General features: G+C 66.5%; 24 protein-coding genes and 1 pseudogene. 10 read left to right on the top strand and 15 right to left on the bottom strand.

From position 1 onward, the window contains the following. Positions 1-33 precede the first annotated feature (33 nt). A complete protein-coding gene (locus LZ586_RS06895) occupies positions 34-1,209 on the bottom strand; it encodes an acetyl-CoA C-acyltransferase (RefSeq protein ID WP_235079003.1) in 1,176 nt (391 codons plus the stop codon). A 160-nt stretch (positions 1,210-1,369) separates the two neighbouring features. After that, positions 1,370-1,825 (bottom strand): MaoC family dehydratase, encoded by a 456-nt coding sequence (locus tag LZ586_RS06890; protein ID WP_261346041.1) that lies wholly within the window; start codon positions 1,823-1,825, stop codon positions 1,370-1,372. Positions 1,826-1,959: 134 nt separating this feature from the next. On the opposite strand from LZ586_RS06890, the gene putA reads away from it, so the two are divergent. Continuing rightward, positions 1,960-4,923, top strand: a complete 2,964-nt coding sequence (gene putA / locus LZ586_RS06885) for a bifunctional proline dehydrogenase/L-glutamate gamma-semialdehyde dehydrogenase PutA (RefSeq protein WP_235079002.1) — start codon at positions 1,960-1,962, stop codon at positions 4,921-4,923. A gap of 153 nt (positions 4,924-5,076) precedes the next feature. Here the strand turns inward: putA and LZ586_RS06880 are convergent, their stop codons facing one another. The 5 genes from LZ586_RS06880 to LZ586_RS06860 all read right to left on the bottom strand — a co-directional run bounded on the left by LZ586_RS06880 (position 5,077) and on the right by LZ586_RS06860 (position 9,900). Then, on the bottom strand, positions 5,077-6,243 hold the full coding sequence (locus tag LZ586_RS06880) for a mechanosensitive ion channel family protein (RefSeq protein WP_235079000.1): 1,167 nt from the start codon (positions 6,241-6,243) through the stop codon (positions 5,077-5,079). A gap of 8 nt (positions 6,244-6,251) precedes the next feature. Further along, positions 6,252-7,274 carry a DNA topoisomerase IB gene (locus LZ586_RS06875; protein WP_235078999.1) on the bottom strand — a complete coding sequence of 341 codons (1,023 nt, stop codon included), beginning with the start codon at positions 7,272-7,274 and terminating at the stop codon, positions 6,252-6,254. A gap of 64 nt (positions 7,275-7,338) precedes the next feature. After that, positions 7,339-8,409 (bottom strand): acyltransferase family protein, encoded by a 1,071-nt coding sequence (locus LZ586_RS06870; RefSeq protein ID WP_235078998.1) that lies wholly within the window; start codon positions 8,407-8,409, stop codon positions 7,339-7,341. Then, positions 8,406-9,755 carry a putative O-glycosylation ligase, exosortase A system-associated gene (locus LZ586_RS06865; RefSeq protein WP_235078996.1) on the bottom strand — a complete coding sequence of 450 codons (1,350 nt, stop codon included), beginning with the start codon at positions 9,753-9,755 and terminating at the stop codon, positions 8,406-8,408. Before LZ586_RS06865 ends, LZ586_RS06870 begins: the two co-directional genes overlap by 4 nt. After that, the gene (locus LZ586_RS06860; protein WP_235078994.1) at positions 9,748-9,900 is read right to left on the bottom strand and encodes a hypothetical protein; all 153 of its coding nucleotides are present in this window, start codon (positions 9,898-9,900) and stop codon (positions 9,748-9,750) included. The genes LZ586_RS06865 and LZ586_RS06860 overlap by 8 nt, the downstream gene beginning before the upstream one ends. A gap of 85 nt (positions 9,901-9,985) precedes the next feature. On the opposite strand from LZ586_RS06860, the gene LZ586_RS06855 reads away from it, so the two are divergent. Continuing rightward, entirely contained in the window at positions 9,986-11,227 is a 1,242-nt protein-coding gene (locus tag LZ586_RS06855; protein ID WP_235078993.1) for a TIGR04063 family PEP-CTERM/XrtA system glycosyltransferase, read from the top strand. Further along, on the top strand, positions 11,224-12,210 hold the full coding sequence (locus LZ586_RS06850) for a hypothetical protein (RefSeq protein ID WP_235078992.1): 987 nt from the start codon (positions 11,224-11,226) through the stop codon (positions 12,208-12,210). The genes LZ586_RS06855 and LZ586_RS06850 overlap by 4 nt, the downstream gene beginning before the upstream one ends. 69 nt (positions 12,211-12,279) lie before the next feature. Here LZ586_RS06850 and LZ586_RS06845 read toward each other — a convergent pair whose 3' ends face one another. The 3 genes from LZ586_RS06845 to LZ586_RS06835 all read right to left on the bottom strand — a co-directional run bounded on the left by LZ586_RS06845 (position 12,280) and on the right by LZ586_RS06835 (position 13,156). Beyond that, a complete protein-coding gene (locus LZ586_RS06845) occupies positions 12,280-12,534 on the bottom strand; it encodes a hypothetical protein (RefSeq protein ID WP_235078990.1) in 255 nt (84 codons plus the stop codon). 128 nt (positions 12,535-12,662) lie between these two features. Then, positions 12,663-12,977, bottom strand: a complete 315-nt coding sequence (locus tag LZ586_RS06840; RefSeq protein ID WP_235078989.1) for a hypothetical protein — start codon at positions 12,975-12,977, stop codon at positions 12,663-12,665. Next, positions 12,974-13,156, bottom strand: a complete 183-nt coding sequence (locus LZ586_RS06835; RefSeq protein WP_235078988.1) for a hypothetical protein — start codon at positions 13,154-13,156, stop codon at positions 12,974-12,976. The genes LZ586_RS06840 and LZ586_RS06835 overlap by 4 nt, the downstream gene beginning before the upstream one ends. Before the next feature lie 91 nt (positions 13,157-13,247). On the opposite strand from LZ586_RS06835, the gene LZ586_RS06830 reads away from it, so the two are divergent. Beyond that, positions 13,248-13,871: a helix-turn-helix transcriptional regulator gene (locus tag LZ586_RS06830; protein ID WP_235078987.1), complete on the top strand. Its 624-nt coding sequence runs from the start codon at positions 13,248-13,250 to the stop codon at positions 13,869-13,871. Positions 13,872-13,929: 58 nt separating this feature from the next. On the opposite strand, the gene LZ586_RS06825 is transcribed toward LZ586_RS06830, so the two are convergent. Continuing rightward, positions 13,930-14,169, bottom strand: coding sequence for a DUF6894 family protein (locus LZ586_RS06825; protein WP_235078986.1), 240 nt, complete (start codon positions 14,167-14,169; stop codon positions 13,930-13,932). A 304-nt stretch (positions 14,170-14,473) separates the two neighbouring features. On the opposite strand from LZ586_RS06825, the gene LZ586_RS06820 reads away from it, so the two are divergent. Further along, a complete protein-coding gene (locus LZ586_RS06820; RefSeq protein WP_235078984.1) occupies positions 14,474-14,719 on the top strand; it encodes a DUF6894 family protein in 246 nt (81 codons plus the stop codon). Positions 14,720-14,729: 10 nt separating this feature from the next. Here LZ586_RS06820 and LZ586_RS06815 read toward each other — a convergent pair whose 3' ends face one another. Next, a complete protein-coding gene (locus tag LZ586_RS06815) occupies positions 14,730-14,906 on the bottom strand; it encodes a hypothetical protein (RefSeq protein ID WP_235078983.1) in 177 nt (58 codons plus the stop codon). A 147-nt stretch (positions 14,907-15,053) separates the two neighbouring features. Between LZ586_RS06815 and LZ586_RS06810 the strand changes: the two genes are divergently transcribed. Together LZ586_RS06810 and LZ586_RS06805 are read left to right on the top strand one after the other, a co-directional pair. After that, complete coding sequence (locus LZ586_RS06810) at positions 15,054-15,266, top strand: hypothetical protein (protein WP_235078981.1); 213 nt, start codon at positions 15,054-15,056, stop codon at positions 15,264-15,266. Positions 15,267-15,334: 68 nt separating this feature from the next. Continuing rightward, positions 15,335-16,306 (top strand): quinone oxidoreductase family protein, encoded by a 972-nt coding sequence (locus tag LZ586_RS06805; RefSeq protein ID WP_235078979.1) that lies wholly within the window; start codon positions 15,335-15,337, stop codon positions 16,304-16,306. Positions 16,307-16,309: 3 nt separating this feature from the next. Here the strand turns inward: LZ586_RS06805 and LZ586_RS06800 are convergent. Next, positions 16,310-17,427: pseudogene (locus tag LZ586_RS06800) on the bottom strand (NADH:flavin oxidoreductase). Between the two features lie 163 nt (positions 17,428-17,590). Between LZ586_RS06800 and LZ586_RS06795 the strand changes: the two are divergent. Beyond that, positions 17,591-20,812 (top strand): PAS domain-containing protein, encoded by a 3,222-nt coding sequence (locus LZ586_RS06795; RefSeq protein ID WP_235078977.1) that lies wholly within the window; start codon positions 17,591-17,593, stop codon positions 20,810-20,812. 302 nt (positions 20,813-21,114) lie between these two features. On the opposite strand, the gene glnA is transcribed toward LZ586_RS06795, so the two are convergent. Continuing rightward, the gene (glnA, locus tag LZ586_RS06790) at positions 21,115-22,527 is read right to left on the bottom strand and encodes a type I glutamate--ammonia ligase (RefSeq protein ID WP_235078976.1); all 1,413 of its coding nucleotides are present in this window, start codon (positions 22,525-22,527) and stop codon (positions 21,115-21,117) included. A gap of 92 nt (positions 22,528-22,619) precedes the next feature. Then, the gene (locus LZ586_RS06785) at positions 22,620-22,958 is read right to left on the bottom strand and encodes a P-II family nitrogen regulator (RefSeq protein ID WP_235078973.1); all 339 of its coding nucleotides are present in this window, start codon (positions 22,956-22,958) and stop codon (positions 22,620-22,622) included. 217 nt (positions 22,959-23,175) lie between these two features. Between LZ586_RS06785 and LZ586_RS06780 the strand changes: the two genes are divergently transcribed. Next, the gene (locus LZ586_RS06780; protein ID WP_235078972.1) at positions 23,176-23,445 is read left to right on the top strand and encodes a hypothetical protein; all 270 of its coding nucleotides are present in this window, start codon (positions 23,176-23,178) and stop codon (positions 23,443-23,445) included. Positions 23,446-23,562: 117 nt separating this feature from the next. Then, on the top strand, positions 23,563-24,504 hold the full coding sequence (locus LZ586_RS06775; RefSeq protein ID WP_235078971.1) for a hypothetical protein: 942 nt from the start codon (positions 23,563-23,565) through the stop codon (positions 24,502-24,504). Positions 24,505-24,529 lie beyond the last annotated feature (25 nt).

The raw sequence follows: 24,529 nt of genomic DNA, 5'->3' as shown, positions 1-24,529 counted from the left end.
CGGCCACGCCGCCCACTTGCCGGTTTCCGGTGCTTACAGAACCTCGAACAGCCCCGCCGCGCCCATGCCGCCGCCGACGCACATCGTCACGACGACGTACTTCGCGCCGCGGCGCTTGCCTTCGATCAGGGCGTGGCCGGTCATCCGCGCGCCCGACATGCCGTAGGGATGGCCGATCGAGATCGCGCCGCCATTGACGTTCAGCAGCTCGTTGGGGATGCCGAGCTTGTCGGCGCAATACAGCACCTGCACCGCGAAGGCTTCGTTCAGCTCCCACAAGCCGATATCGTCCATCTTCAGGTTGAAGCGCTCGAGCAGCTTGGGGATCGCGAACACCGGCCCGATGCCCATCTCGTCGGGCTTGGTGCCGGCGACGGCCATGCCGACATAGCGGCCAAGCGGCTGGAGCCCACGCTGTTCCGCGAGCTTTTCCTCCATCAGCACCGTGGCGGAGCTGCCGTCGGACAGCTGCGACGCGTTGCCCGCGGTGATGGTGCCGTTGGGCAGCACCGGCTGGAGACCCTGAAGCCCTTCCAGCGTCGTCTCGGGACGGTTGCCCTCGTCCTTCGCCAGGGTCACTTCCTTCTGGGAAACCTCCTTGGTCTCCTTGTTGACGACGTTCATCGTCGCAGTGACCGAGACGATCTCGTCGTCGAACTTGCCCGCGGCCTGTGCGGCGGCGGTGCGCTGCTGCGACTGGAGCGAGTACGCATCGGTACGATCGCGCCCGATGCCATAGCGGCTGGCCACCACTTCGGCGGTCTGGAGCATCGGCATGTAGATGTCGCCGTGCATCGCCAGCAGCTCGCGATCGGGCTCGATGCGCAGCTGCGGGGTCTGGACCAGGCTGATCGATTCCACGCCGCCGCCCACGGTGATGTCCATGTTGTCGACCGTGATCTGCTTGGCGGCCGTAGCGATCGCCATCAGGCCCGAGGCGCACTGGCGGTCGACCGACATGCCGGGCACGGTGGTCGGCAGCCCGGCGCGGAGCAGCGCGTTGCGGGCGATGTTGCCGGCCTGGCTGCCCTGCTGGAGCGCCGCTCCGAACACCAGATCGTCGACCTGTGCACCCTCGATCCCGGCGCGTTCCACGGCGGCCTTGATCGAGTGACTGGCCAGGGTCGGCGCGGCGGTGGCGTTGAATGCACCGCGATAGGCGCGGCCGATCGGAGTACGGGCAGTGGAGACGATAACTGCGGAGCGCATGTTTTTTCCTCTTTGGCTCCCCTCCCTGCAAGGGAGGGGCTGGGGGTGGGTGCCGGCGCGAAGCGTCGGCGGCAACGCTTGGGGGTGGTCGAGGACGCTCGCTTCGCTCGCGACCCACCCCTGACCCCTCCCTTGGAGGGAGGGAGGGGAAAGCTTCAGCTCATACGTACAACAGCGCGATCCATTCGGCGATCAGCGCGGGTTTATCCTGTCCCTCGACCTCGAGGGTATATTCCTGGACGTGCTCCCACACGCCGGGCTTGCGTTCGACCAGCTTCAGCAGCGTGAACCGCCCGCGTACCCGTGCGCCAGAGCGGACCGGCTGCACGAACCGGACTTTGTTGCCGCCGTAATTCACGCCCATCCGCACTCCGGCGATCGGCGGGGTGCCGGTGCGCTGGCTGAGCATCGGCATCAGCGAGAGCAACAGGAAGCCATGCGCGATCGTCCCGCCGAACGGAGTGGCAGCCGCCCGCACCGGATCGACATGGATGAACTGGTCGTCGCCGGTCGCTTGCGCGAACCGGTCGATCATCGCCTGGGTGACTTCGACCCAGTCGGAGACGCGCTCGGTGCCGACCTGTTCGGCCAGTTCCTGCACCGTCACTGCGTTCACCGGGGCTGTCCTCCTGCGCAATTTTCTATCATAGCGCTCGCCATATCTAGTGACCCCGCCGGGCTTCTCGCAAGCCTTGCCCGACCGAGATTTAGAAAATGCAGATTGACGTAGCGTCCGCCCCCCGCGTTTCCATGGCAAAACTGCACCGCGCCGCCGAACCCGATGTTCTAAAACCGCTGATCGAGCGCGCGCGGCTTACCCCTGAGTCGCGCGGCCAGGTGATGGGACACGCCCTCGGATTGCTCGCCGATCTGCGCGCCGCGCAGAACCGCGGATGGGTGAACCAGTTCCTCCAGGAATACCGGCTGAACTCGTCGGAAGGCGTGGCGCTGCTGAGCCTGGCCGAGGCGTTCCTGCGCGTGCCGGACCCGGAAACCGCGGACCTGCTGATCGCCGACAAGCTGGGCGACGCGAACTGGAAGGCGCATTCGGGCAAGTCGAGCTCGGTGCTGGTCAACTCCGCGACCTGGGGGCTGATGCTCGGTCGCGCCCTGGTCGGCGACGAACAGACCGGCACGCTGCGACGGCTGATCTCCCGCGCCGGCGAGCCGTTCGTTCGCCAGGCGGTGGGCGCGGCGATGAAGCGCATGGGCGAAGTCTTCGTGATGGGCCGCACCATCGACGAAGCGATGAAGCGGATGAAGAAGCCCGAAAACCAGGGCTTCACTGCCAGCTTCGACATGCTGGGCGAGGCGGCGCGCACCAAGGCCGATGCCGAACGCTATTTCCAGGCCTATTTCGAGGCGATCCGCGCCGTCGGGCGCGACCCCAAGGCCGGGCACTCGATCTCGGTCAAGCTGTCGGCGCTGCACCCGCGCTACGAAGTCGGCCAGTATGACAAGTGCGTGCCCGAACTCACCGACATGCTCGCCCAGCTTGCGTCCGAAGCATGCAGCCAGCGCATCCCCCTCACCGTCGACGCGGAGGAGAGCGAGCGGCTCGACATGAGCCTCGACATCATCGGCGCGGTGGCCAGGCGGCCGGAGCTTCGCGGCTGGGACGGGTTCGGCATGGCGGTGCAGGCCTATAGCAAGCGCGCCCGGGCAGTGATCGCCTGGGCCGACCAATTGGGTCGGCCGATGCACGTCCGGCTCGTCAAGGGCGCCTATTGGGACAGCGAGATCAAGCGCACTCAGGTCGAGGGGCTCAGCGACTATCCGCTGTTCACCCGCAAGGCCGCGACGGACGTGTCGTACCTCGCCTGCGCACGCGACATGCTCGACGCGCGAAACATCGTCCCCGCCTTCGCCAGCCACAACGCGCTGACCGTCGCCACCATCCTGGAATGGGCCGGCGACAGCCGCGACTTCGAGTTCCAGCGGCTGCACGGCATGGGCGAGGGGCTGTACGAGCGGCTGGTGCGCGAGCAGGGCTATCATTGCCGCATCTATGCGCCGGTCGGCGGTCATCGGGATTTGCTGGCCTATCTGGTGCGCCGACTGTTGGAGAACGGTGCCAATTCCAGCTTCGTGCACCAACTCGCGAATGAGCAGCTGAGCGAGGCCGAACTGCTCGCCGATCCGGTCGAGAAGATCATCGCAGTCGGCGGCGCGCGCCATCCGAGCATCCCAATGCCTGTCGACTTGTTCGGCGAATGGAAGAATTCAGGCGGGATCGACCTGCAGGAGCGCACGATCCTCGCCGAAACCGCGGCAGCCGTCGCGGCCTTCCCGTTCGATCCTGCCCCCAGGGGAACGGACTCGGGCGCCGCGGCCGAGACCCGTGCGGCCGGCGACGTGCGCCAGGCGATCGATCGCGCGGCCGGGGCGTTCCCGGCCTGGTCGTCGCGCAGCCGCGAGGAGCGCGCCGTCATTCTCGATCGGCTGGCGGACTTGCTGGAGGAGAACCGCGTGCCGCTGATGGCGCTGGCGGTGAAGGAAGCGTTCAAGACGCTGCCCGACGCCATCGGTGAAGTGCGCGAGGCTGCCGACTTCTGCCGCTACTACGCCGCGCGGGCGCGCGCGGACCTGGCGCCGGTGGTGCTGCCGGGGCCGACCGGCGAGCGCAACGAGCTGCGCATGGAGGGTCGCGGCGTCTGGGCGACGATCGCGCCGTGGAACTTCCCGCTGGCGATCTTCCTCGGCCAGACCGCCGCCGCGCTCGTCGCCGGCAACACCGTCATCGCCAAGCCTGCGCCGCAAACGCCCGAGATCGCCCGCGCGGCGGTGCGGCTCGCCCACCAGGCCGGCGTGCCCGAAGACGCGCTGATCCTGATCCCCGGCGGTCCCGAGATCGGCGCCGCGATAACCGCCAATGCCCGCATCGCCGGGGTGGCCTTCACCGGATCGACGCCGACTGCCAAGAAGATCGCGCGGTCGCTTCTCGAAGGGGACGACCGTCCCATCGTCCCGCTGATCGCCGAAACCGGCGGCGTCAACGCGATGATCGTCGATTCCACCGCGCTGCCCGAGCAGGTGGTGGCCGACGTGCTGACCTCGTCCTTCCGCTCGGCGGGGCAACGCTGTTCCGCGCTGCGCCTGTTGCTGCTGCAGGAGGAAATCGCCGACGGCGTCATAGAGATGCTGCGCGGCGCGATGGAGCAGCTGGTGATCGGCGATCCCGGCGATCCGGCGACCGATGTCGGTCCGGTGATCGACCAGGCGGCGTACGACCATCTTATGGCCTATCGCGAAAGCGCAAAAGGCCGGTGGCTCAAGACGCTGCCGGTGCCGGCCAAGGGCCTGTTCGTGCCGCCGACGCTGGTGCGGCTCGACTCCGTCGACGACCTCGCCCGCGAATGGTTCGGGCCGATCCTGCACGTCGCCACCTGGAAGGCCGGCGAGCTGGAACAGACGATCGCCCGCGTGAATGCCAAGGGCTTCGGGCTCACCATGGGCCTGCACAGCCGCATCGCCCGCTCGGCCGAATTGACCGAAGCGCGGGCGCGCGTGGGCAACCTCTACATCAATCGCTCGATGATCGGCGCGGTGGTCGGCTCGCAGCCGTTCGGCGGTGAGGGGCTGTCCGGCACCGGGCCCAAGGCGGGCGGCCCGCATTATCTCCAGCGCTTCTGCGCAGAGCGCTCGGTGTCGGTCGACACCACCAGCGCGGGCGGCAACGCGACGCTGCTCAGCCTCGACGAAGGCGGAATCTAACGGAGCCTAATCCTCCCCCGCCAGGGGGAGGTGTCAGCCGCTGCGCCAGCGGCGGATGACAGAGGGGGAGGAAGCACTGAACCCAGTGAGTCCTCCCCCTCCGTCGCCTTCGGCGCCACCTCCCCCTGGCGGGGGAGGATCAGCTTGGTTCAGTCAGTCCCCGTCCACCCGCACGGTCTGCGGGTCGGGATAGGGCATCACCAGCGTGCCATCCGGCGCGGCGGTGTAGGTGGTCTGGGTCGGATAGGGCAGGTTGATCTTCTCCGCGGCGAAGCGCCGCAGGATCGCAGTGGCGATGCGGTCGCGGGTCGGGTGCGCAACGCTCCAATCGCTCGACGGCACTTCGACGATCAGCTCGTAATCGAGCGTGCTCGCGCTGAAGTTCGCGAAGCCCGCACGCGGCGCCTTCGCACCCTCCGCTTCCACGACCTCCTTCAAGATGCCCGGTATCCGGTCGAGCGTCTCGGGCGGCGTTTCGTAGGCCACCCCCAGCATCCAGGCGAAGCGGATATGGTTGCGGTCGCTGAGGTTCTGGATCTCCTTGTCCAGCAGCTGCCGGTTCGAAATGATCCGCAGCTCGCCGTCGAAAGACCGGATCCGCGTCGACTTGAGCCCGATCTGCTCGATCGTGCCCGATGTCGTGTCGTACTTGATGTTCTGGCCGACGCGGAACGGCCGGTCGAAGATGATCGACAGCGCTGCGATCAGATCGCCGAAGATGCCCTGCGCCGCCAGGCCGATGGCGATGCCGCCAATGCCCAAACCCGCGACCAGCCCGGTGACGTTCACCCCGACATTGCTCAGCACCATCACCGTGGCGACTGCGAACAGCGCGATCGACACCAACAGGCGGATGATGCCCAGCGCGCTGGCCAGACCTTCGTTGTGGTAGGTTTCGGACGTGGTGCGGTGCTCGATCGCGCCGAAGATCAGCTCGCGCACCCAGATTGCGCACTGGAAAAACGCGGCGACCGTGAACAGCACGCGGATGGTCGTGGAGACCGTCTGCGGCGGATCGGCATAGCCCGACACTAGCTGCAGCGCCGCCATGATGATGAAGAAATTGCCGGTCTTTGCCAGCGCCCGTCCGATGATCGCCGTCCAGCTGGCGGTGCCGTCGCCGCGGCTGCACAGCCGGATCGCCCAGGCGCGAATGCCGTGGAGCAGCAGCACGATCGCCGCGGCGATCCCGCCGGAGATCAGGATCTCCAACCAGTGATGCTGGAACCACATGAACGATTCGTGGAACAGGTTGCGCACTTGGCTTTGCAGCGATTGGCCTGGCGGCAGGATGGGTGCGGCAGCGCTTTTATTGGTCATGCGGGCGGTCAGGCAGCCTCTTGCTGTTGCAAATCGTCGATGATTTCCTCTTCGAGGAACTGGATCAGGCCACGCTCGTAGCGAGTGAGGTAGCGCGTCGACCGCGGCAGGCGCAGCCCGGCGCGAAACTCGGCCTGCGCGGCCTTATCCTTTGCCAGCGATACCAGCCGCGGATGAACGTAGGATTTCCGGGCAATGGAGGGCGTGTTGCCCAGCGCTTCGGTCACGGGCTCGAGCATCGACTTCAACCCGACATAGTCTTTGGCGCTGGCAAGCGTTCGGAACGCGATCACGCTGGCGCCCCAGGTGCGGAAATGCTTGGCGGAAAAATGCCCGCCCATCGCTTCCTGGATGTAGCAATTGACGTCGGTCGACGTGACCGGATGGCTCTCGCCGGCATCGTCGACCCAGCGGAACAAATTTTGCCCCGGCAGATCCTGGCAGCGCTTCACGAACGCGCTCAGCGTCCGGTCGGTTACCGTCATGATCCGCATCTTGCCTGATTTGGCGCGAAACTGGAGCTTGAGCGTCTGGCCCTTCACCTTGGCGTGGCGCTTGCGCAGCGTGGTCGCGCCGAAACTCTTATTCTCCTGGGCATAGGTCTCGTTGCCCACTCGGATGGTGCCCAGGTCGAGCAGCCGCACCACCGCCGCCACGGCCTTTTGCTTGCACAGTCCGCGCAGCTTCAGGTCCGCTTCGACTCGCTCGCGTAGCCCGGGCAGGCTGTGGCCGAAGCCCGCGCAGCGGTCATATTTCGCCGCCTCCTGCGCCTCGCGAAAGCCGAGATGGTAGCGATATTGCTTCCGGCCCTTCTCGTCATAGCCGATCGCCTGGATGTGGCCGTTGGGATCGGGGCAGAACCAGGCGTCGCAATAAGCGGGGGGCAGGCCGATCTTGTTCAGCCGGTCGATCTCGTCGCGGTCGGTGATGCGCGCGCCATCGGGATCCCAATAGCCCCATCCGTTGCGGACCTTGCGCCGAGTGATTCCGGTTTGCTGATCATCGACATAGACGATGTCGCTGGCTGCCATGATGTCCCTCGCGCGTGGTCCCAGTGAATGCCTGGAGGGCCGCGTTCGTTCCGGGGGCGGCCGGTCAGCCGGCGGCGAACCGCGCGCGCGGCACCGCCAGCCGGTTCACCCAGCGCTGTGCGGGACGCTCAACCAGATGATAAAGCGCGGCCGAGCTGGCGAAGACCAGCAGGAGGTAGAGGGCCAGCAGCGCCGGGCCCATCGTGCCGCCCGCGTCGACGAGTGCCAGCTTGAAGGCGAACCACAGCAGGAAATGGCCGAGATAGGTCGCGTAGCTGATCTCGCCCAGATAATGGAGCGGCGCGGCGTCAAGCGGGTTGCCCGGGCGCCCCGCGGTGAGGGCAAGCGCCAACAGCAGCGCGGCGAATCCCGCGGGAACCGCGAAGGTCTCCGGCAAGCGGCCAAGCGCGACGGCAGCGAGCAGCGCCACACCCAGCAGCAGGCCCCGCGTCGCGACGCCGCGGCGATCGCGCCAGCGCAGCCACAGCGCGCCGACGCCGGTGCCGGCCGCGAACTCCAGCAGGCAGCGCAGCAGGCCCAGGCGGGGAATGGCAGCGCCCAGCGATGCCTCGCCGCTCAGCGCGTAGAGCGCGTGGAGCAGGACGAGCAGCCCCGCGACCGCTGCGACGATCACGCTCGACGGAGTGCGGCGCCAGTCCACCGCCCGGACAAACAGCGGGAACAGCAGATAAGCGGCCACCTCGCACGAGATCGACCAGGCCGGATCGTTCCAGGCCAGCGCGCCGGTGAACCCCCAATTCTGGACGAGAAGCAGGTGCAGCGGCAGCGCGCCCCACGGGAACTGCTCCGGCTGGCGCCCGGTGGCGAGCAGCGCGAGGGCAAGCAGCACCGCGCACCCCATCATGAACAGGTGCAGCGGCCAGACGCGCGCGACTCGGCGGCGAAGGAACCGCGCCACCGCCACGCCCCCGCCGGTACGCAGCGTCTCCCCCGCGCTCAGCCAGATCACGAAGCCGGACAGCAGGAAGAAGAAGTCCACCGCCAGATAGCCCTTGGCCAGCAGCGCCTCGGCAGTGGGCGGCAAGCCGGCGATCGACTGGCGGATGTGGAACAGCACCACTGCCCAGGCGGCCAGCCCGCGCATGCTGGTGAGCGCCCTCAGCTCTTGCTTCATGCCGGGGCAAGCTTCTGCCGGCGAAGCGGGCGCCATGCCGTTTCTGCGCGCTTGCGGCCTAGATAGGTGTCGAGCCCGATCTGCGCGCCGATCAGCATGTAGACGAAGGGTTGGAAAGCGATCGCGATGAAGGTCGCGCCCAGCATGTAGATGATGTGCCCGTTCTGAAGCGCGGAGGCGAGGGGGCTGATCCATTCCTCGCCGGGCTCGGGCTTGCGGTAGCGTCGCCGCAGCACTTCCATGCGGAAGATGCCGATGACGTTGATCGCCAGCCACAGGGCCAGCCCTGGATAGCCCTGTTCGCCCAGCATCTCGAAATAGGCGCTGTGATAGGCGCGGGCCTGATCGACTTCCAGGTTGCGGCCGACGGTGGCCTGGCCACCCGCTTCGACCACGCTGACCGTTTCGAAGCGGATGCGGTTCTGCCGATACGCCTCGAACCCGCCGCCCAGCGGGTGATCCTTGGCATAGGCGATCGTCCACTGCCACACCGCCAGCCGAGTGGAGGCGGAGGCATCGCCCTGATAGGTCTTGATCGTCCCCATCCGCTCGGTGAACGAAGCGGGCAGGAACGGGATGGCCACCAGCCCCAGACAGCCGAGCGCGCTCAGATAGACCATTTTGCGCTTGGCATCCCGGATCATCAGCAGCGCGAGCAGGCCGATGCACAGCAGTCCGGTGCGGGTGGAGGTCCCGACCGGGATCAGCAGGCAGGCGAAGATCAGCGCATAGCAAAAGCCCTTCACCTTCCAGTCCGGCGGAAAGATCGTGCCGAACCGCGAGAACCACAGGATCAGCGGGATGATCGCGATCGCGACGGTCGATATCGTCGAGCCCTCGTACAGCCCCGAATTGTTCGACACCATCAGGTTGAGCTCGCCATACCCCCCGCCCGAGGCGAGCGTCTTGATCCCGCCGACGATGATGATCGACGCGGCCGACAGCACCATGAACAGCAGCAGGCTTTCGATCCGCAGCTTGGTGCGCAACGTCAGCGGCAGGAAGGCGGCGAACGCCAGCGCCTTCCAGACCCATTCCCACTTGTCCAGCGACTCCAATTTGAAGTCGGCGTTGCGCGTGGTGTAATAGCAATAGCCGAGCAGGGCGAGGATCAGGAACTGGCGCGGCGCCATGCGCACGTCGCGCTTGTCGTCCATCGCCAGCCAGCCGAGCACCGCCAGTCCCACTGCGATCATCGAAATGGGGATCGAGTTCAGCAACAGATAGGTCAGCCGCTGCGGCGAGACGATGTCGATATAGGCATAAGCCAGCACGAACAGGAACGGCCGCCGAAAGCCGGTGCCGAGCAATGCGAACAGGAAGGCGACGAAGGCGAGGTCACGCATCGGGCTTGCCCCAGCGGCGCTTCTTCGAACCCGGCTGGTCGTCCCGCGGGCTCTTCTCCTCGTCGAGATCCGGGCGGCGCAGCAGCAGAAACGCCGCGAGCAGCATCAGCCCATGCGAAAGCCCCAGCGATAGATTGTCGATCATGGGCCTTGCGCCGCTCCCGTTGCGAACCCGGCCTATCAGGACGCGGTTGACGCGCCGTTAAGGGCTGGCGTGCCAAGCGTGCCGCATGCGGATCCTCCACATCCTGGACCACGGCCTGCCGCTGCACAGCGGCTATACCTTCCGCACCCGCGCGATTCTCAAGGCGCAGATCGCGCGCGGCTGGGATGTCGCGGCGGTCACCGGGCCGCGCCACGGCGCGAGCGCCTCCGCCGACGAAGTCGTGGACGGGCTCCGCTTCTTCCGCACGCCGCCACTCAAGCCGGCGCCATCGCCGCTCGGGGAGTGGCGCGAAGTCGGCGCTTTCGCCCGCCGCATCCAGGCTGTGGCCAAGGCATTCGGTCCGGACATTCTCCACGCCCATTCGCCCGTGCTCGACGCGATTGCCGGTCAGCGCGCCGCCAAGCGGCTAGGCCTTCCTTTCGTCTACGAGATCCGCGCCTTCTGGGAAGATGCCGCGGTCGGCAACGGAACCGGGCGCGAAGGAAGCGGGCGCTATCGACTCACCCGCGCGCTCGAGACCCGGGCGGTCAGGCGCGCGGACCGAGTCGCGGTGATCTGCGACGGGCTGCGCGACGATCTGGTCGGGCGCGGCATCGACGGCGCCAAGATCTTCGTCTCTCCCAACGGCGTCGACCTCGGCATGTTCGGTGAGCCGCTAGGCTATGACGAACCCCTGGCGTCGCAGCTGGGCGTCACCGGCTGCGAGACCATCGGCTTCATCGGCAGCTTCTACGATTATGAAGGACTGGACGTGCTGATCGCCGCCATGCCCGCTTTGGTGGCGGCACGCCCGTCGATGCATCTCGTCCTGGTGGGCGGCGGCCCCGCGGAGTCGGCGCTTCGGGCGCAGGCCGCGTCGTCGCCGGTCGCCGATCGCATCCACTTCGTCGGCCGCGTGCCGCATGGTGAGGTCGGGCGTTACTACAGCGTGGTCGATGTCCTGGTGTACCCCCGCAAGCAGATGCGGCTGACCGAGCTGGTCACCCCCCTGAAGCCGCTGGAGGCGATGGCGCAAAGGCGCCTGGTCGCCGCATCGAACGTCGGCGGCCATCGCGAGCTGATTCGCGACGGTGACACCGGCACCTTGTTCGCGCCCGATGATCCGCAAGCCTTGTCCAGCGCGGTCGCGCGGTTGTTCGCCGATCGCGGCCAGTGGCAGGCCCGGCGCGACCGGGGGCGGGCTTTCGTCGAGGCCGAGCGTGATTGGGCCAACAATGTTGCTCGGTATGATTCTGTTTACCATAGTCTGGCACAACGTCGTCCTATGAGAGACTCGTGGTCGCACACGCCTCCGGTGAACGCATGAAGATGCCCGTGGCCCTGCTCGGTGCCGGCTTCGTCGGCGGCCTCGCCGCGCTCGCCGCTTTGGTGTTGCCCACGGCCATGCTGGAAAGCGTGGTGATGGATAGCGGGCTCCCTTCGATCATCGCCGCGGCCGAGCCGCCGCTGGGCTTCACCGCGCGTTTCTGCCTCGCGCTCGGCGCCGGCGGCTTTTTCGGCATCGTCGCCGGGCTGACTCTGTTCGTTCTGTTCGGGACCAAGGATGTCGATGTCGGCAGCCCCAGCCGGGCGGCACAGCCAGGCGCCACGCGCGCCCCCGTCCTGCGCCGGGCCGATGCGCATCCCGACGCGCCGCCCCGCCCGCCGTTGATGGCCGCGCGGGATCTGGGTACGCCTTTCCTGGAAGTCGGAGCGGGCGACATCCCCAAGCCGCTGCCATTGACGCCGCCCAAGCCCGCAGCCGCACAAGCCGAGCGGCCAATGCCCGGGCCTGAGCTTCCCGCGGAGGATGCGCCGCTGCCGCTTGTCCCGGTTGCGCCTGTGCTAAGCGCGGCGAGCCTCCCCCCGGTCGAACAGCCGCTGCCCCGCGACCTCGATCAGCCGCTTGCCGCATTCGATCCTCAGGCCGTCCCCGACGTGCCGCTGCCGCCGCCGGTGCTCCCGCCGCTCAAGCCCAAGCCGGTCGTGGAAATCGAGGAACCCGCCACACCCCAGCCCGAACGCTTCGAAGTATTCGAGCTGACTCCGCAGCGCCGTCGCGCGCTGCTTGACGGAGATCGCTATCCCTTCGCGGCCGGTGCGGAGGCTCCTGTCGAGGAGCGGCTCTCGCGGCCTGAGACCGAAGCGTCGGTGCACGCGCTGCTCGATCGGCTCGAGCGCGGCGTCATTCGTCGCGGCATGCAGAACCCAACGGATCCCGCAGCCTCCGAACCGCGCATCGCGCGTGGGGAGGACAGGGGGCTGGCAGACACTCTGGCGAGCCTGCGCAGCATGGCGCTGCGCGCCTGATCCGATGTCGACGCGCCCCTAAGAGAAACTAGGGGCGCAGAAGCCTTAACTACCGCGCCCCCTTTTCGGTTACCAGTTGCGCCAGCGGCGATCCCAATTGTGATACCGGCCGGACTGGCGGGCTCGGCTGAGCTCGCGGCGGCATTCGCGCAACTCGCGGTTAAACTCACGGCGATTGTCGGCCCGGCGCAGTTCGCGGCGGCATTCGCGCTGTTCCTGGCGGACTTCGCGGTTGCGGTATCGCTGGGCGTCCCCACCGGCGGTGGCGCTCGCGGCCGGAACGACGGCAGCCAACAGGCCGATGGTCATCAAAAGCTTACGCATTCATACTCTCCACCTCGCCGGCGCATCCGATCGCGTCGGCCCGACTGCGTAACGGTCCAAGGTCTGGCGGGTTGCTCGCGTGCCGCACGGTTCGGCGCACCCGCGCGACCGGTCGACGCGCGGACGGCCTATCGCTCCTCGATCGTCAGCGCCTCCAGACACAGCAGGACGCGGCCGTTGTCGCGCTCCATCCCGGCGACCGCGATGTCCGCGACCAGATGACCGCGCAGGCGAAACTCCGCTTCGGGCAACGCCGCGAGCCACGCGTCCAATTGGATCGAGGGCGGGGCCTCCAACGTCAGTGTGTGCCGCGCGCCGGTAAAGGTCGCGCTTGCCCAACGGCTCCAGTCGGAACCAGTCAGTCTGGCGGGGCACCCCGCCGCCGCTGCCGCAGCCAGCAGCGCTCGCCCAAGCAAGGTACCCGAATCGGGGCCGCGGCTCATCGTGCATCCCCTTGATCGGCGAGGAACGCCTGGATCCGTGCGACCATCTTCGCCCTGGGCTCGCGGCCATTGCGCAGGTCCTTGACCAGCCGCGGATCGCCCACCGCAAGCCGGCCGAACCGCGTCGCCGTCATCTCGGTTCGACGCAGATATTTCTCGATTTCGCGCTGTACCGACACTTCTTGCCTCCTGCCGAGTCGCTGCATATGATCTTGTTTTGTTCTTCAAATCCTACTTGTCTAGGAAATTTCCTATGGCTAGAGAGCGGCTATGGATGAGGCAGGCAGACGCGCGGCGCTCGAAGGGCTGATGGCCGAGCACGGCATCGGCTTTGCGGAGCTGTCGCGCGTGATCGGGCGCAACCCTGCCTATCTTCAGCAATATGTCCGGCGCGGCAGTCCGCGGACGCTGGCGGAGAATGACCGCCAGCGGCTCGCCGCTTTCTTCGGCGTTCCGGAGGCGCGATTGGGTGGACCGGAGGTGCCGGCGCTGGTGGAAATCGCCCGGCTGGACATCGGCGCGTCCGCGGGACCGGGCAGGCTGACCGATGCGGAGGCGGCGCGGCGCCCGGGCGAACTGTCGCCGGCGCTGCTGCGCCAACTCGGTGTCAGGCCCCAGGCCGCGTCGATGATCCGTGTCGAAGGCGACTCGATGGAGCCGCTCCTGGCCGATGGCGACGAGATCCTCGTCGACCGCGACCATTGCGAGGTGCGCCCGCGCGGCGGCATCTTCGTCATCCGCGTCGACGGTGCGCTGATGGTCAAGCGGCTGCGTCCCGCTTTGGGCGGCTTGGACGTGATCAGCGAGAACCCGGCCTACCCCCTACGGTTCTGCCGGCACCGCGAAGCGGAGGTGATCGGCCGCGTCGCATGGATGAGCCGCTCGCTGGTCTAGGCAAATCGAACCGGCGAAGGATGAAAGTCAGCGAAGTCGGCGGGTTCCTCGTCCCCGGCTACGAACGAGCGGCAATTGCCTCCTCGCAGGGCACGGTCGCGAGGAGGATACCGTAGCGGTCGACGATCTCGATCCTGCAATCCGAACGCAGCGGACTCGATTCCACCTGCTTGGCCATCAGAGACCGTGCGGCGCGAAACGCCTCTTCGAGCGCAGCTTCGAAAGAGGGAAGCTCAATCCCTTCCGCATCGGGATACGAGGCGCCACACTGGTGCAAGTGGAAGTAAAAGCGATGCATCCAAGCAGATCGAACGTCCGAGCATTCAGTTGCCAAATGTATGACATGTTAGGACGATCGCACGAAGCGGAAGGTGGCGCGGTGCTGCCATCGCGCAAGTCCTGACGCGACAGAGCGCCAGGCTGAGCCGAAGCGATCGCCTTCGGCATCGGTCGATAATGAACCTGCAATTATGCGATAATGTGCTAGTTTCCCCGCAGCGGTGACCTTTGTCATCCTCATGCGTTCGAACAATACCGCTGACCGCTTACTCGGATGCCAGCTGCTAAGAGACACTGGGGCTCTTCCGAGATTGGAGGCCGAGATGCGTTACTTCTTCAATTATTCCGACGGCGTCAGCATGCGCGATCAGGTTGGCCAGGAGCTACCCGATCACAACACGGCGCGTATCAAGGCGAGTGAGTATGCGGCTCAGTTTATGCGCGATCACCCCACGATTATCTGGGAAGGCTCGAACTTCCGGGTGGAGGTGTCCGACCGTGCCGGGTTGATCCTCCTGACGATCATCATCGTTGGCGTGGAGGCCTCTGCGGTACGCGATCAACACTGAGCCTGACGCGTCAACGCGCGCGGTCGCGCAGCCAGATCGCGATCGCCAGCACCAGCCCTACTCCCAGCCCGATCACGAAGCCGAGCGACGCCTGCCCCTGGGTGAAGCCGACCACCACGCCGATCATGATCGCAAGGGACAGGAAACAGCCGCCAGCGAGCGGCGTCTTGGGTTCGGGAATAGCCATGGCATGGCTGTATCGAACCCGCGCGTGCCGCGCCACCATGCTCGCCATGGTTACCGCCGGTTCACCGTGAACGGCTGCGGAAGCTTCAGATCTTTGTGGCAGACCTGCCTGTGCCGGTCCCGGGTGGCCGGGCGTGCCGGAGTGATCATGAACTACCTGCCTTATCTTGGCGACGTGCGCGAAGTGGCCGATGCCAGCGAGTTGATCCGCGCTTTCGGCGAGAGTGCCGGCTCCGAGGCGGCGGCGCGTGCCGACCGCAGCCGCGATCTCGGCAACCACATCCATTTCTGCCGCTGGCGTCAGATCGAGCGGCTGGTGCTGCTGATGTCGATCCCCCGCGCGATCGGCACGGTGCACTGATCGTGCTGGTAGTGCGGTCGCTCGATATCCTATGGAACGCGGCGATTTAGGCGGGACGGAGAAGCGGCATGGTACGGGCGGCAAGGATCGAGCGGACCGGCGGGCCGGAAGTGATCGATTGGATCGATGTCGACCTGCCCGATCCCGCACCGGGCGAAGTGCGGATGCGCAACACCGCGGTGGGGCTCAACTTCATCGACACCTACCACCGCTCCGGCCTGTACACCGTGCCCTTGCCTAGCGGATTGGGCGTCGAAGCCGCCGGGGTAGTCGAAGCGGTAGGCGAGGGCGTCGCCGGCCTGGAAGTCGGCGACCGCGCGGCCACCTTCGGCGCGATCGGCGCCTATGCCACGGCCCGCAATGTCGCCGCCGCCAGCCTTTTCAAACTGCCCTCCGGCGTCAACGAGAGCGTCGCGGCAGCGGCGATGCTCAAGGGCTGCACCGTCGAGTTCATGGTGGAACGTGCCGCCAAGGTGCAGCCGGGCTGGACCGTGCTGGTGCACGCCGCCGCGGGCGGGGTCGGGCAGATACTGGTCCAATGGCTAAAGGCGGTGGGAGCGACCGTGATCGGCACGGTCGGCCGCCCGGATAAAGTGGCGGTCGCGCAGGCGGCGGGCGCGGATCACGTCCTGCTCTCGCGGACCGACGACGTCGCGGCCCGGGTGCGTGAGATCACCGGCGGGGACGGCGTGCCGGTGGTATTCGACGGCGTCGGCGCGGCAACCTGGCAGACCTCGCTCCAGGCGTGTGCCCGCCGCGGGCTGGTGGTCAGCTACGGCAACGCCAGCGGCCCGGTCGAGGGCGTCCGGCTAGGCGCGCTCAACGACCATGGCTCGCTCTTCGTCACCCGCCCCAAGCTGTACGACTATTACGTCACGCCCGAAGAGCGCGCCGCGGGCGTGGGGCGCCTCTTCGCTCTGCTCGAAGCGGGAAAGGTTCGCGCCGAGATCGGCCAGCGTTTCGCCTTGGAGGATGCCGCCGAAGCCCATCGTGCGCTCGAAGCGGGCGACACGACGGGCTCGACGCTGTTGATGCCGTGAAGGTTAGACGAGTTCGCGAAGCGCGGCGGCGTCGAAGCCCTTGAGGCTGTCGCGGTCGTTCGCCTTGACCTTGGCGGCCCAGTTCGGGTCGCTGATCAGCGCCCGGCCGACGGCGATCAGATCGAACTCGTCGCGTTCCATCCGCTCGACCAGCCGTTCCAGCCCGACCGTTGTCGAACCCTCACCGCCGAACGCCGCCAGGAACTCGCCGGACAGGCCGACCGATCCCACGCTGATCGTCGCCGCTCCGGTCAGCTTCTTGGCCCAGCCGGCGAAGTTCAGCCCCTTCTCGCCGTCGAGCTCCGGAAATTCGGGCTCCCAGAAGCGGCGCTGCGAGCAGTGCAGCACATCGACGCCGGCATCTACCAACGGTTGCAGCCAGTCGGCCAGCAACTCGGGCGTTTCGGCCAGCTTGGCCGTATAATCCTGCTGCTTCCACTGGCTCACCCGCAAGATGATCGGATAGTCAGGTCCGACCGCTTCCCGAATGGCCGAGACGACTTCGCCGGCAAAGCGCGCGCGCTCGCGGATCGTGGCGCCACCATAGCGATCGGCACGCTCGTTGGTGCCCGACCAGAAGAACTGGTCGATCAGATAGCCGTGCGCGCCGTGGATCTCGACTGTGTCGAAGCCGAGCCGCTTGGCGTCGGCGGCCGCCCGGGCGAAGGCGGCAACGGTATCCGCGATCGCTTCCTCGCTCATCGCGTCGCCGCGCGGGGTGCCCGGGGCGAGCAGCCCGGACGGGCTTTCGACGGGCGTTTCAGGTTCCCAGCCGTCCGATCCCTTGGTCGATCCGGTATGCCAGATCTGCGGACCCATCTTGCCGCCGGCCGCATGCACCTCGGTCAACACCTGCTGCCACCCTGCCAGCGCGGTGTCGCCGTGAAAGAACGGGATACCAGCCATGTTGCGCGACGCAGGACGGTCGATCACGGTGCCTTCGGACAGGATCAGGCCGACCTCGGCCTCGGCGCGGCGGCGGTAATAGCCGGCTTGTGCTTCGCCGGGGACCCGTTCGCCGCGAAGGCGCGGGTCATCGGAGCCATGACGATGCGGTTCTTCAGTTCGAGCGACTTGATGCGAAAGGGGCGAAACAGCACGCCGGCATCGGTTGAGGACATTCGGAAAGCTCCGTTGCAATTGAGCAGGCGTAGGTATGCGCTCTCGACCCGGCTTCAATGAGGTCGACGTGCATGGCCGCTTGAGCGCACTGCGTGGCTGTTCTAAGCGGTTCGGGATTAGAACCCCCACCCACGGGTTCCCGGGGTCCTCACGCAGCACGACATGCCGAATGAACATGAACGCCTGAGCGCCCTGCGGCGGTTCAACATCCTGGACACCCCGCCGGAGCCGCATTTCGATCAGATCGTCGCGCTGGTGCAGACGATCTGTCAGGTGCCGATCGCCTTGATCAGCCTGGTCGACGAAGATCGCCAATGGTTCAAGGCGAAGGTGGGCACGAGCGCTGGCGAGACCGGCATCGACACGTCGGTCTGCGCGCTGGCCATTCGTCAGCGCGACATCTTCCAGATCGAAGACCTGTCACGTGATCCACGCACAGCGGCGATGTCGCTGGTCACTCAGGCGCCCCACATTCGTTTCTATGCCGGGGTGCCGCTGGTCACGGCCGCGGGCGTCGCGCTGGGAAGCCTGTGCGCGATCGACACGGCGCCCCGCCCCGGGGGACTGGATGCCGCGCAGCAGGACATCCTGCGGCAGCTGGGTCAGCAAGTGGTTTCCCTGCTCGAGCTGCGGCTTGCGTTGGAGCGCCGTGAGGACGCGCTGGCCCGGTCGGAGGCTGCACGCGAAGCCGAAGCAGCACGCGACCGGTACCGTTCGATCGTCGACTCCGCGATCGACAGCGCCATCTTCGCCTTCGACGAGGACGGGAACGTCACCAGCTGGAACAAGGGTGCCGAGACGATCTTCGGCTGGACCGAAAACGAGATGCTCGGCCGCTCCGCCGAGCGGCTGTTCACGCCGGAGGATCGTGCCGCGGGCGTCCCGGAGCACGAGATGGCCACGGCCCGCAGTCAGGGCCGCGCCTCCGACGAGCGGTGGCACCTGCGGAAGGACGGCAGCTGTTTCTATGCGCATGGCGCGCTCACGCCCCTGTCCGGCACCGCCGGCCCAGGCTTCGTCAAGGCGCTGCGCGACATCACGGACGAGCATGCCACCCGGCGCGCGCTGGAACTCAGCCGGGAACGTGTCGCAGTTGCCACACGCGCTGCGCGGCTAGGCACCTTCGACTACCGGATTCCCGAGAATCTGCTCGAATGGGACGATCGCTGCCGCGAGCTGTTCGGGCTCCGTCCGGGCACACCGGTGAGCTATGAAGAGGCCTTTCTTCGCGGGGTACATCCTGACGATCGTGCGCGTGCCGACGCCGACGTCGTGGCCGCGCTCGACGCGAGCGGTCCGGGAACCTTTGAAACCGAGTACCGCACCATCGGCATCGAGGATGGCCGGCTGCGTTATGTGTCTGCGCGCGGGCAGGCCTACTTCGAGGACGGGCAGCCGCTGCGCCTGGTCGGCACCGTTCAGGATGTCACCAAGGAGCGGCTGGCGCAGCTTCGGGTCCAGGAGACCGAAGAGCGCCTGCGCCTTGCCGGCCGGGCGACCAACGACGCCATCTGGGACTGGGACCTGACCGCGGACCGCGTCGCGTGGAACGAGGCGCTGCACACCGCCTATGGCCATCAGCCCGAAGACGTCGTGCCGAGCGGCAGCTGGTGGATCGAGCAGATCCATCCCGAAGATCGTGCGCGTGTCGATCACGCCATCCATGAAGTGATCGATGGCGAGGGGAGCGACTGGATCGGCGAATATCGCTTTCGCCGGTCGGATGGCAGCTATGCCGACGTGCGCGACCGCGGCTATGTGATCCGCAATGAAGACGGGCGCGCGATCCGCATGGTTGGCGCGATGCTTGATCAGACCGAGCGTGTCGCCGCCGAACGGCGCATGCAGGCCAGCCTGGAGGAGAGTGCGGCCGAACTCGATCGGCTCTGGCGTTTCTCGCCCGATCTCCAGGCGGCGATTTCGTCCGACTGGGTCGTCCGCGAAGCGAACGCCGCCTGGAGCCAGACGCTGGGCTTTGCGCCGGTCGAGGTGGAGGGGGCGACCTTCGTCGATTTGGTGCATCCAGAAGATCGCGTGAAGATCGAAAGTGCTCTGGCGGCAATGGATGCCGATGCTGCCCCGGGCTTCGCCTTCGAAGTGCGGCATCTGCACAGGACCGGAGCCGTCCATCATGTCGCGTGGGTCGCGGCGGTGAGTGGCAATCTAGTCTTCCTGACTGGCCGCGACATGACTGCCGAACGCGCGCAGCAGGAGACGTTGCGCCAGACCGAAGAAGCGCTGCGTCAGGCACACAAGGTCGAAGCCGTGGGCCAGCTGACCGGCAGCGTCGCCCATGATTTCAACAATCTGCTGACCGTGATCCGCGGATCGGTGGACTTGCTGCGCCGCCCCAGCCTGACCGAGGCTAAGCGTGTCCGCTATGTCGATGCGATCGCCGACACCGCCGATCGTGCTACCCGGCTCACCAGCCAGTTGCTCGCCTTCGCCCGGCGCCAGACGCTTGAGCCGGAGATATTCGACGCTGTCGCCAGCATCGGCGAGCTGAAGGACATGCTGGGCACTCTTGCCGGATCTCGGATGGAGGTGCGCTACGCGATGCCCGAGGCACCATGCTGGGTGAACGCCGATCCCAGCCAGTTCGACACTGCGATCGTGAACATCGCAGTCAACGCGCGCGATGCGATGGACGGTGCCGGGACGCTGACCATAACCGTCGAACAGGTCGAAGCCTTGCCGGCGATGCGCCGTCACCCCACGCGGACGATGTCGGCCATCGCCATTTCGCTCCAGGACACCGGCAGCGGGATCGCCGCCGACAAGATCGAGCACATCTTCGAGCCGTTTTTCACGACGAAGAGCGTCGGTCACGGTACTGGCTTGGGCCTCAGCCAGGTGTTCGGCTTCGCCAAGCAGTCGGGGGGCGAAGTGGTGGTGGACAGCGCGCCGGGTCAAGGCGCTACCTTCACGCTCTACTTGCCCCAGACAGTTCCACCCGGTGGAGAGGACGAGGTGTCCGCGCCGGTCGGCAGGCCATTGGAAGCCGGCGCGTGCATCCTGGTCGTCGAGGATAACAAGGAAGTCGGCGAGTTCGCCACCAGTGCGCTCGCGGAGCTCGGCTATGGCTCGCACTGGGTGCCGACGGCGGAAGCCGCCTTGGCGGAACTGGGCCGGGCGGCGCACCTCTACGACGCGGTCTTCACTGATGTGGTGATGCCCGGCCGGTCGGGTCTGGAACTGGCCGACGATATCCGGGGGCTCTATCCCGCGCTGCCGATCGTGCTGACCAGTGGATATAGCCACATCCTGGCGGAGAGTGGAACGCGCGGGTTCGACTTGCTGCGCAAGCCTTATTCAGTCGACGAGCTTGCCAGGACGTTGCGTTCGGTAAGTGAGAGGACACCGCTAACCGCGGAGCCGGTGTAACCTTTCCCTGGCGATTTCTGGTAATCGCTTCATCGGCGGCCCCGACGCCCAGCCGACGCACTTGCAGGGCTACTGCGCCTGTGTCGAAGCCGAAGACCGCGACGCGTCAGGTCCAGGATGTGCGAAGGAAGGGGTGGCGGCTCGTTCGCGCAGAAAGAAGGCTGCAACTTCGGATACATAGCTTGGCGCTAGCAGCGGGGGGTTAAGGATTTTCTGCCAGCCCCCTCCGGCAAGTTGGCACATCGAAGAAAGAGGCGCCCCGGCATGAGCCGAAGCGCCTCTCGATCGTAAATCCGGCCTGCTTACGCGCTGTAGTACATGTCGTACTCGACCGGGCTCGGCGTCATCTCCCAACGTGCCACGTCGGCACGCTTGATTTCGACATAGGCCTCGATCTGGTCGCGGGTGAACACGTCGCCCTTCAGCAGGAAGTCCATATCGGCTTCGAGGCTGTCCAGCGCTTCACGCAGCGATGCGCACACCGTCGGCACCTGCTCCAGCTCGGCCGGCGGCAGATCGTACAGGTTCTTGTCCATCGGATCGCCCGGATGGATCTTGTTCTGGATGCCGTCCAGTCCCGCCATCAGCAGCGCCGCATAGCAGAGATACGGGTTGGCGAGCGCGTCCGGGAAGCGGAACTCGACGCGCTTTGCCTTGCTGCCTGCACCGTACGGGATGCGGCACGATGCCGAGCGGTTGCGGCTCGAATAGGCCAGCAGCACCGGCGCTTCATAGCCCGGGACCAGTCGCTTGTAGCTGTTGGTCGACGGGTTGGTGAAGGCGTTCAGCGCCTTGGCGTGCTTGATCACGCCGCCGATGAAATACAGGCACATGTCGGACAGGCCCGCATAGCCGTTGCCGGCGAACAGCGGGTTGCCCTTGTCCCAGATCGAGAAGTGGGTGTGCATGCCCGAGCCGTTATCCTCCTTGATCGGCTTGGGCATGAAGGTCGCGGTCTTGCCATAGGCATGCGCGACCTGGTGCACGACATACTTGTAGATCTGCATGCGGTCGGCGGTCTGCACCAGCGTGCCATAGGTCAGGCCCAGCTCGTGCTGCGCGGCGGCGACTTCGTGGTGATGCTTGTCGCAGGGCAGGCCCATTTCGAGCATCGTCGAGACCATCTCGCCGCGAATGTCGACGGCGCTGTCGACCGGCGCGACCGGGAAATAGCCGCCCTTGGCGCGGGGACGATGCCCCATGTTGCCGGCTTCATACTCGCGGCCCGAATTGCCCGGCAATTCGATATCGTCGATCGCGTAATAGCTGGTGGAATAGCTGTTCTCGAAGCGCACGTCGTCGAACATGAAGAACTCGGCTTCGGGTCCGACATAAACGGTGTCGCCGATGCCCAGCGACTGGAGATAGGCTTCCGAACGCTTGGCGGTCGAGCGCGGATCGCGGGTGTAGAGCTCGCCGGTCGACGGCTCGACGATGTCGCACACCAGGATCAGCATCGGCGTGGCCGAGAACGGATCGGACCACACCGCGTCCAGATCGGGCTTGAGCACCATGTCGGACTCGTTGATCGCCTTCCAGCCCTCGATCGAGGAGCCGTCGAACATCAGGCCATCGGTCAGCTCGTCCTCACCGATCACCGACGCGACCATGGTCAGATGTTGCCACTTGCCCTTGGGGTCGGTGAAGCGGAGATCGATCCATTCGATCTCCTGGTCCTTGATCATCTTGAGGATATCGCTGGCCGAGTTCGCCATGGTAAGCCCTTTCGCTCTCTTTCGTGTGCCCGTCGAATCGGGCAATTTTGTTGCTTGTGCAGGTGCAGCATTCGCCTCTGCGAGGGTACCCGTCAAATAGCGTTTTCGTTACGCTCGCCGGTACGGATGCGGAGCGCCGTCTCCACGGGGATGACGAAGATCTTGCCGTCGCCGATGCGGCCGGTCTGCGCGGCGTTCGCCACCGCCTCGACCACCCGCTCTGCGAGCGCATCCTCGACCACGACCTCGAGCTTCACCTTGGGAAGGAAATCGACGACATATTCGGCACCCCGATACAGTTCGGTATGCCCTTTCTGCCGGCCAAAGCCCTTGGCTTCGGTCACGGTGATCCCGCTGACGCCCACCTCGTGCAGAGCTTCCTTCACTTCATCGAGCTTGAACGGCTTGATGATGGCTTCGATCTTTTTCACGGTCTACCCCCAGGATCCGAGGCGCTACCCCCAACGCGCGTATCGCAACAACCGTGCCAGGCCCGCAGCGGCTGCAACCCTTGGGTTACACGCCCCGTTGGCTACAGCAAGTGCCTAGCGATCGGGCAGCGCCACTGCCGCTGCCCGATCAGATGGCAGCCTGCTCGACCCACCCGCGCACCGGAACCAAAATCAATCCTTCACGTTTCTGAAGGTTATGGGGGGTCTGTTCGCCGATAAGTTCTTCTCGATGAGCACGCCGGCGGCGTTATACCGCTGCGCCTGCACCGCGACGGAGACCTGCGCGGACGACGCGCACGAACCGGTTGCTACCGGGCCGCTGATCATCATGGTACATGGGCTGCTGGCATTGCCGCCCGAACGGCGGCGCGAATTCAAGATCACCAGCCGGGTCGGCGATCTAGACGCCAACGCCGCAGCCGAAGCCATCCGCTTCTGGTCTCAACCATCCAAGCGCGACCACTGACGGTCAGGCCGCGCCTGAGGCCCTGAAAGCCCGCCGCGCGACCGCGCCGCCGTCGGTGGTGAACCGGATCAAGCCCGTGTAGGGGACGAGGATCGGCGACTGCCAAGGGGGGCGGAAATGAAGATTTGGATGTTGGGAACCGTGCTGGGCGCGGTGTCCCTGGCCTTGTGTCCGGCGCCGGCACAGGCGCAATTCGGCGGGCTCGGCAAGCTTGCGCAAAAGGCCGGCATCCGCATGCCGGAACTGCGGCGAGCGCCGATCACGACCAGCCTGGAAGACGCGCAATGGGAAGCGCCCGACAGGGACGGTTTCGTGCCTGCCGAGCCGAAGCGGGCACTGACGGAGCTCCGCCGCACGCCCGCTGGCGGCTTCGTGCTTCAGCCCGGCTTCTATGAGTTCCACGACCAGAGCTACTGCCTTCAGGCGGGCACGCACGGACCCGGTGGCGGCGATGGCTATCTGTTCGCACCGCCCGAGGGCTCTGCACGCGATGCAGTGATCACCATCGTGCGCAACTCGGTCGCGCATCCGCAGATCGACCAGCACGAGATCCAGACGCTGCTCTGGGCGATCCTCGCACGTGCCCGCTTCGAGGATCTGGCGACCGAGCACCAGGCGGTGGCCGCCCAGCTGTTGAGCCCCCGCCAGATCGCATCGCTGAACCGCAATGCGCTCGATCTCCTCACCCGTGGCCCGATCGCCGACAATCTGCCGCGCGAACTGCGCCAGGTGATGCAGGCCGAGGCGAATCTGCGCAGCATGCTTGCGTCGCCCGGGACCAGCTTCGCCGAGCTTGAGCGCGTCGCCGTGCTGGCGGGCATGGCGCCGGTCGGCGAGGGAAGCCTGGACGTGCCGACCGGACGCTGGAGCCTTCATCCGGACGGCTATTATGTCCGCTATCTGCCGCAGGGATACACCAATACGGTGGTCCAGATCTGGGTACCCGCGGACGGCGAAGCGGTGGGCAAGGAATATGATCCCGCACTGCATATCGCCGTGCCCGGCAACACCGCACGCCAGCGGCTGATCCAGTCGGGCCGCGCCTATCGCGCGCGCTGAGCTTGGGCGGAGCGGCGGTACCGTC

Origin of the sequence: Sphingomonas sp. S2-65 (assembly GCF_021513175.1) — a bacterium.
In the GTDB taxonomy this organism is placed as follows: Bacteria; Pseudomonadota; Alphaproteobacteria; order Sphingomonadales; family Sphingomonadaceae; genus Sphingomonas.
This window is presented reverse-complemented; position numbering and strand designations above follow the sequence as displayed.

What these genes read in the sequence shown, in the direction of transcription:
- LZ586_RS06895 (WP_235079003.1), bottom strand. Translation starts at nt 1,209, where the DNA reads ATGCGCTCCGCAGTTATCGTCTCCACTGCCCGTACTCCGATCGGCCGC.
- putA (WP_235079002.1), top strand. Translation starts at nt 1,960, where the DNA reads ATGGCAAAACTGCACCGCGCCGCCGAACCCGATGTTCTAAAACCGCTG.
- LZ586_RS06880 (WP_235079000.1), bottom strand. Translation starts at nt 6,243, where the DNA reads ATGACCAATAAAAGCGCTGCCGCACCCATCCTGCCGCCAGGCCAATCG.
- LZ586_RS06875 (WP_235078999.1), bottom strand. Translation starts at nt 7,274, where the DNA reads ATGGCAGCCAGCGACATCGTCTATGTCGATGATCAGCAAACCGGAATC.
- LZ586_RS06870 (WP_235078998.1), bottom strand. Translation starts at nt 8,409, where the DNA reads ATGAAGCAAGAGCTGAGGGCGCTCACCAGCATGCGCGGGCTGGCCGCC.
- LZ586_RS06865 (WP_235078996.1), bottom strand. Translation starts at nt 9,755, where the DNA reads ATGCGTGACCTCGCCTTCGTCGCCTTCCTGTTCGCATTGCTCGGCACC.
- LZ586_RS06860 (WP_235078994.1), bottom strand. Translation starts at nt 9,900, where the DNA reads ATGATCGACAATCTATCGCTGGGGCTTTCGCATGGGCTGATGCTGCTC.
- LZ586_RS06855 (WP_235078993.1), top strand. Translation starts at nt 9,986, where the DNA reads ATGCGGATCCTCCACATCCTGGACCACGGCCTGCCGCTGCACAGCGGC.
- LZ586_RS06850 (WP_235078992.1), top strand. Translation starts at nt 11,224, where the DNA reads ATGAAGATGCCCGTGGCCCTGCTCGGTGCCGGCTTCGTCGGCGGCCTC.
- LZ586_RS06845 (WP_235078990.1), bottom strand. Translation starts at nt 12,534, where the DNA reads ATGCGTAAGCTTTTGATGACCATCGGCCTGTTGGCTGCCGTCGTTCCG.
- LZ586_RS06840 (WP_235078989.1), bottom strand. Translation starts at nt 12,977, where the DNA reads ATGAGCCGCGGCCCCGATTCGGGTACCTTGCTTGGGCGAGCGCTGCTG.
- LZ586_RS06830 (WP_235078987.1), top strand. Translation starts at nt 13,248, where the DNA reads ATGGATGAGGCAGGCAGACGCGCGGCGCTCGAAGGGCTGATGGCCGAG.
- LZ586_RS06825 (WP_235078986.1), bottom strand. Translation starts at nt 14,169, where the DNA reads ATGCATCGCTTTTACTTCCACTTGCACCAGTGTGGCGCCTCGTATCCC.
- LZ586_RS06820 (WP_235078984.1), top strand. Translation starts at nt 14,474, where the DNA reads ATGCGTTACTTCTTCAATTATTCCGACGGCGTCAGCATGCGCGATCAG.
- LZ586_RS06815 (WP_235078983.1), bottom strand. Translation starts at nt 14,906, where the DNA reads ATGGCTATTCCCGAACCCAAGACGCCGCTCGCTGGCGGCTGTTTCCTG.
- LZ586_RS06810 (WP_235078981.1), top strand. Translation starts at nt 15,054, where the DNA reads ATGAACTACCTGCCTTATCTTGGCGACGTGCGCGAAGTGGCCGATGCC.
- LZ586_RS06805 (WP_235078979.1), top strand. Translation starts at nt 15,335, where the DNA reads ATGGTACGGGCGGCAAGGATCGAGCGGACCGGCGGGCCGGAAGTGATC.
- LZ586_RS06795 (WP_235078977.1), top strand. Translation starts at nt 17,591, where the DNA reads ATGCCGAATGAACATGAACGCCTGAGCGCCCTGCGGCGGTTCAACATC.
- glnA (WP_235078976.1), bottom strand. Translation starts at nt 22,527, where the DNA reads ATGGCGAACTCGGCCAGCGATATCCTCAAGATGATCAAGGACCAGGAG.
- LZ586_RS06780 (WP_235078972.1), top strand. Translation starts at nt 23,176, where the DNA reads ATGGGGGGTCTGTTCGCCGATAAGTTCTTCTCGATGAGCACGCCGGCG.
- LZ586_RS06775 (WP_235078971.1), top strand. Translation starts at nt 23,563, where the DNA reads ATGAAGATTTGGATGTTGGGAACCGTGCTGGGCGCGGTGTCCCTGGCC.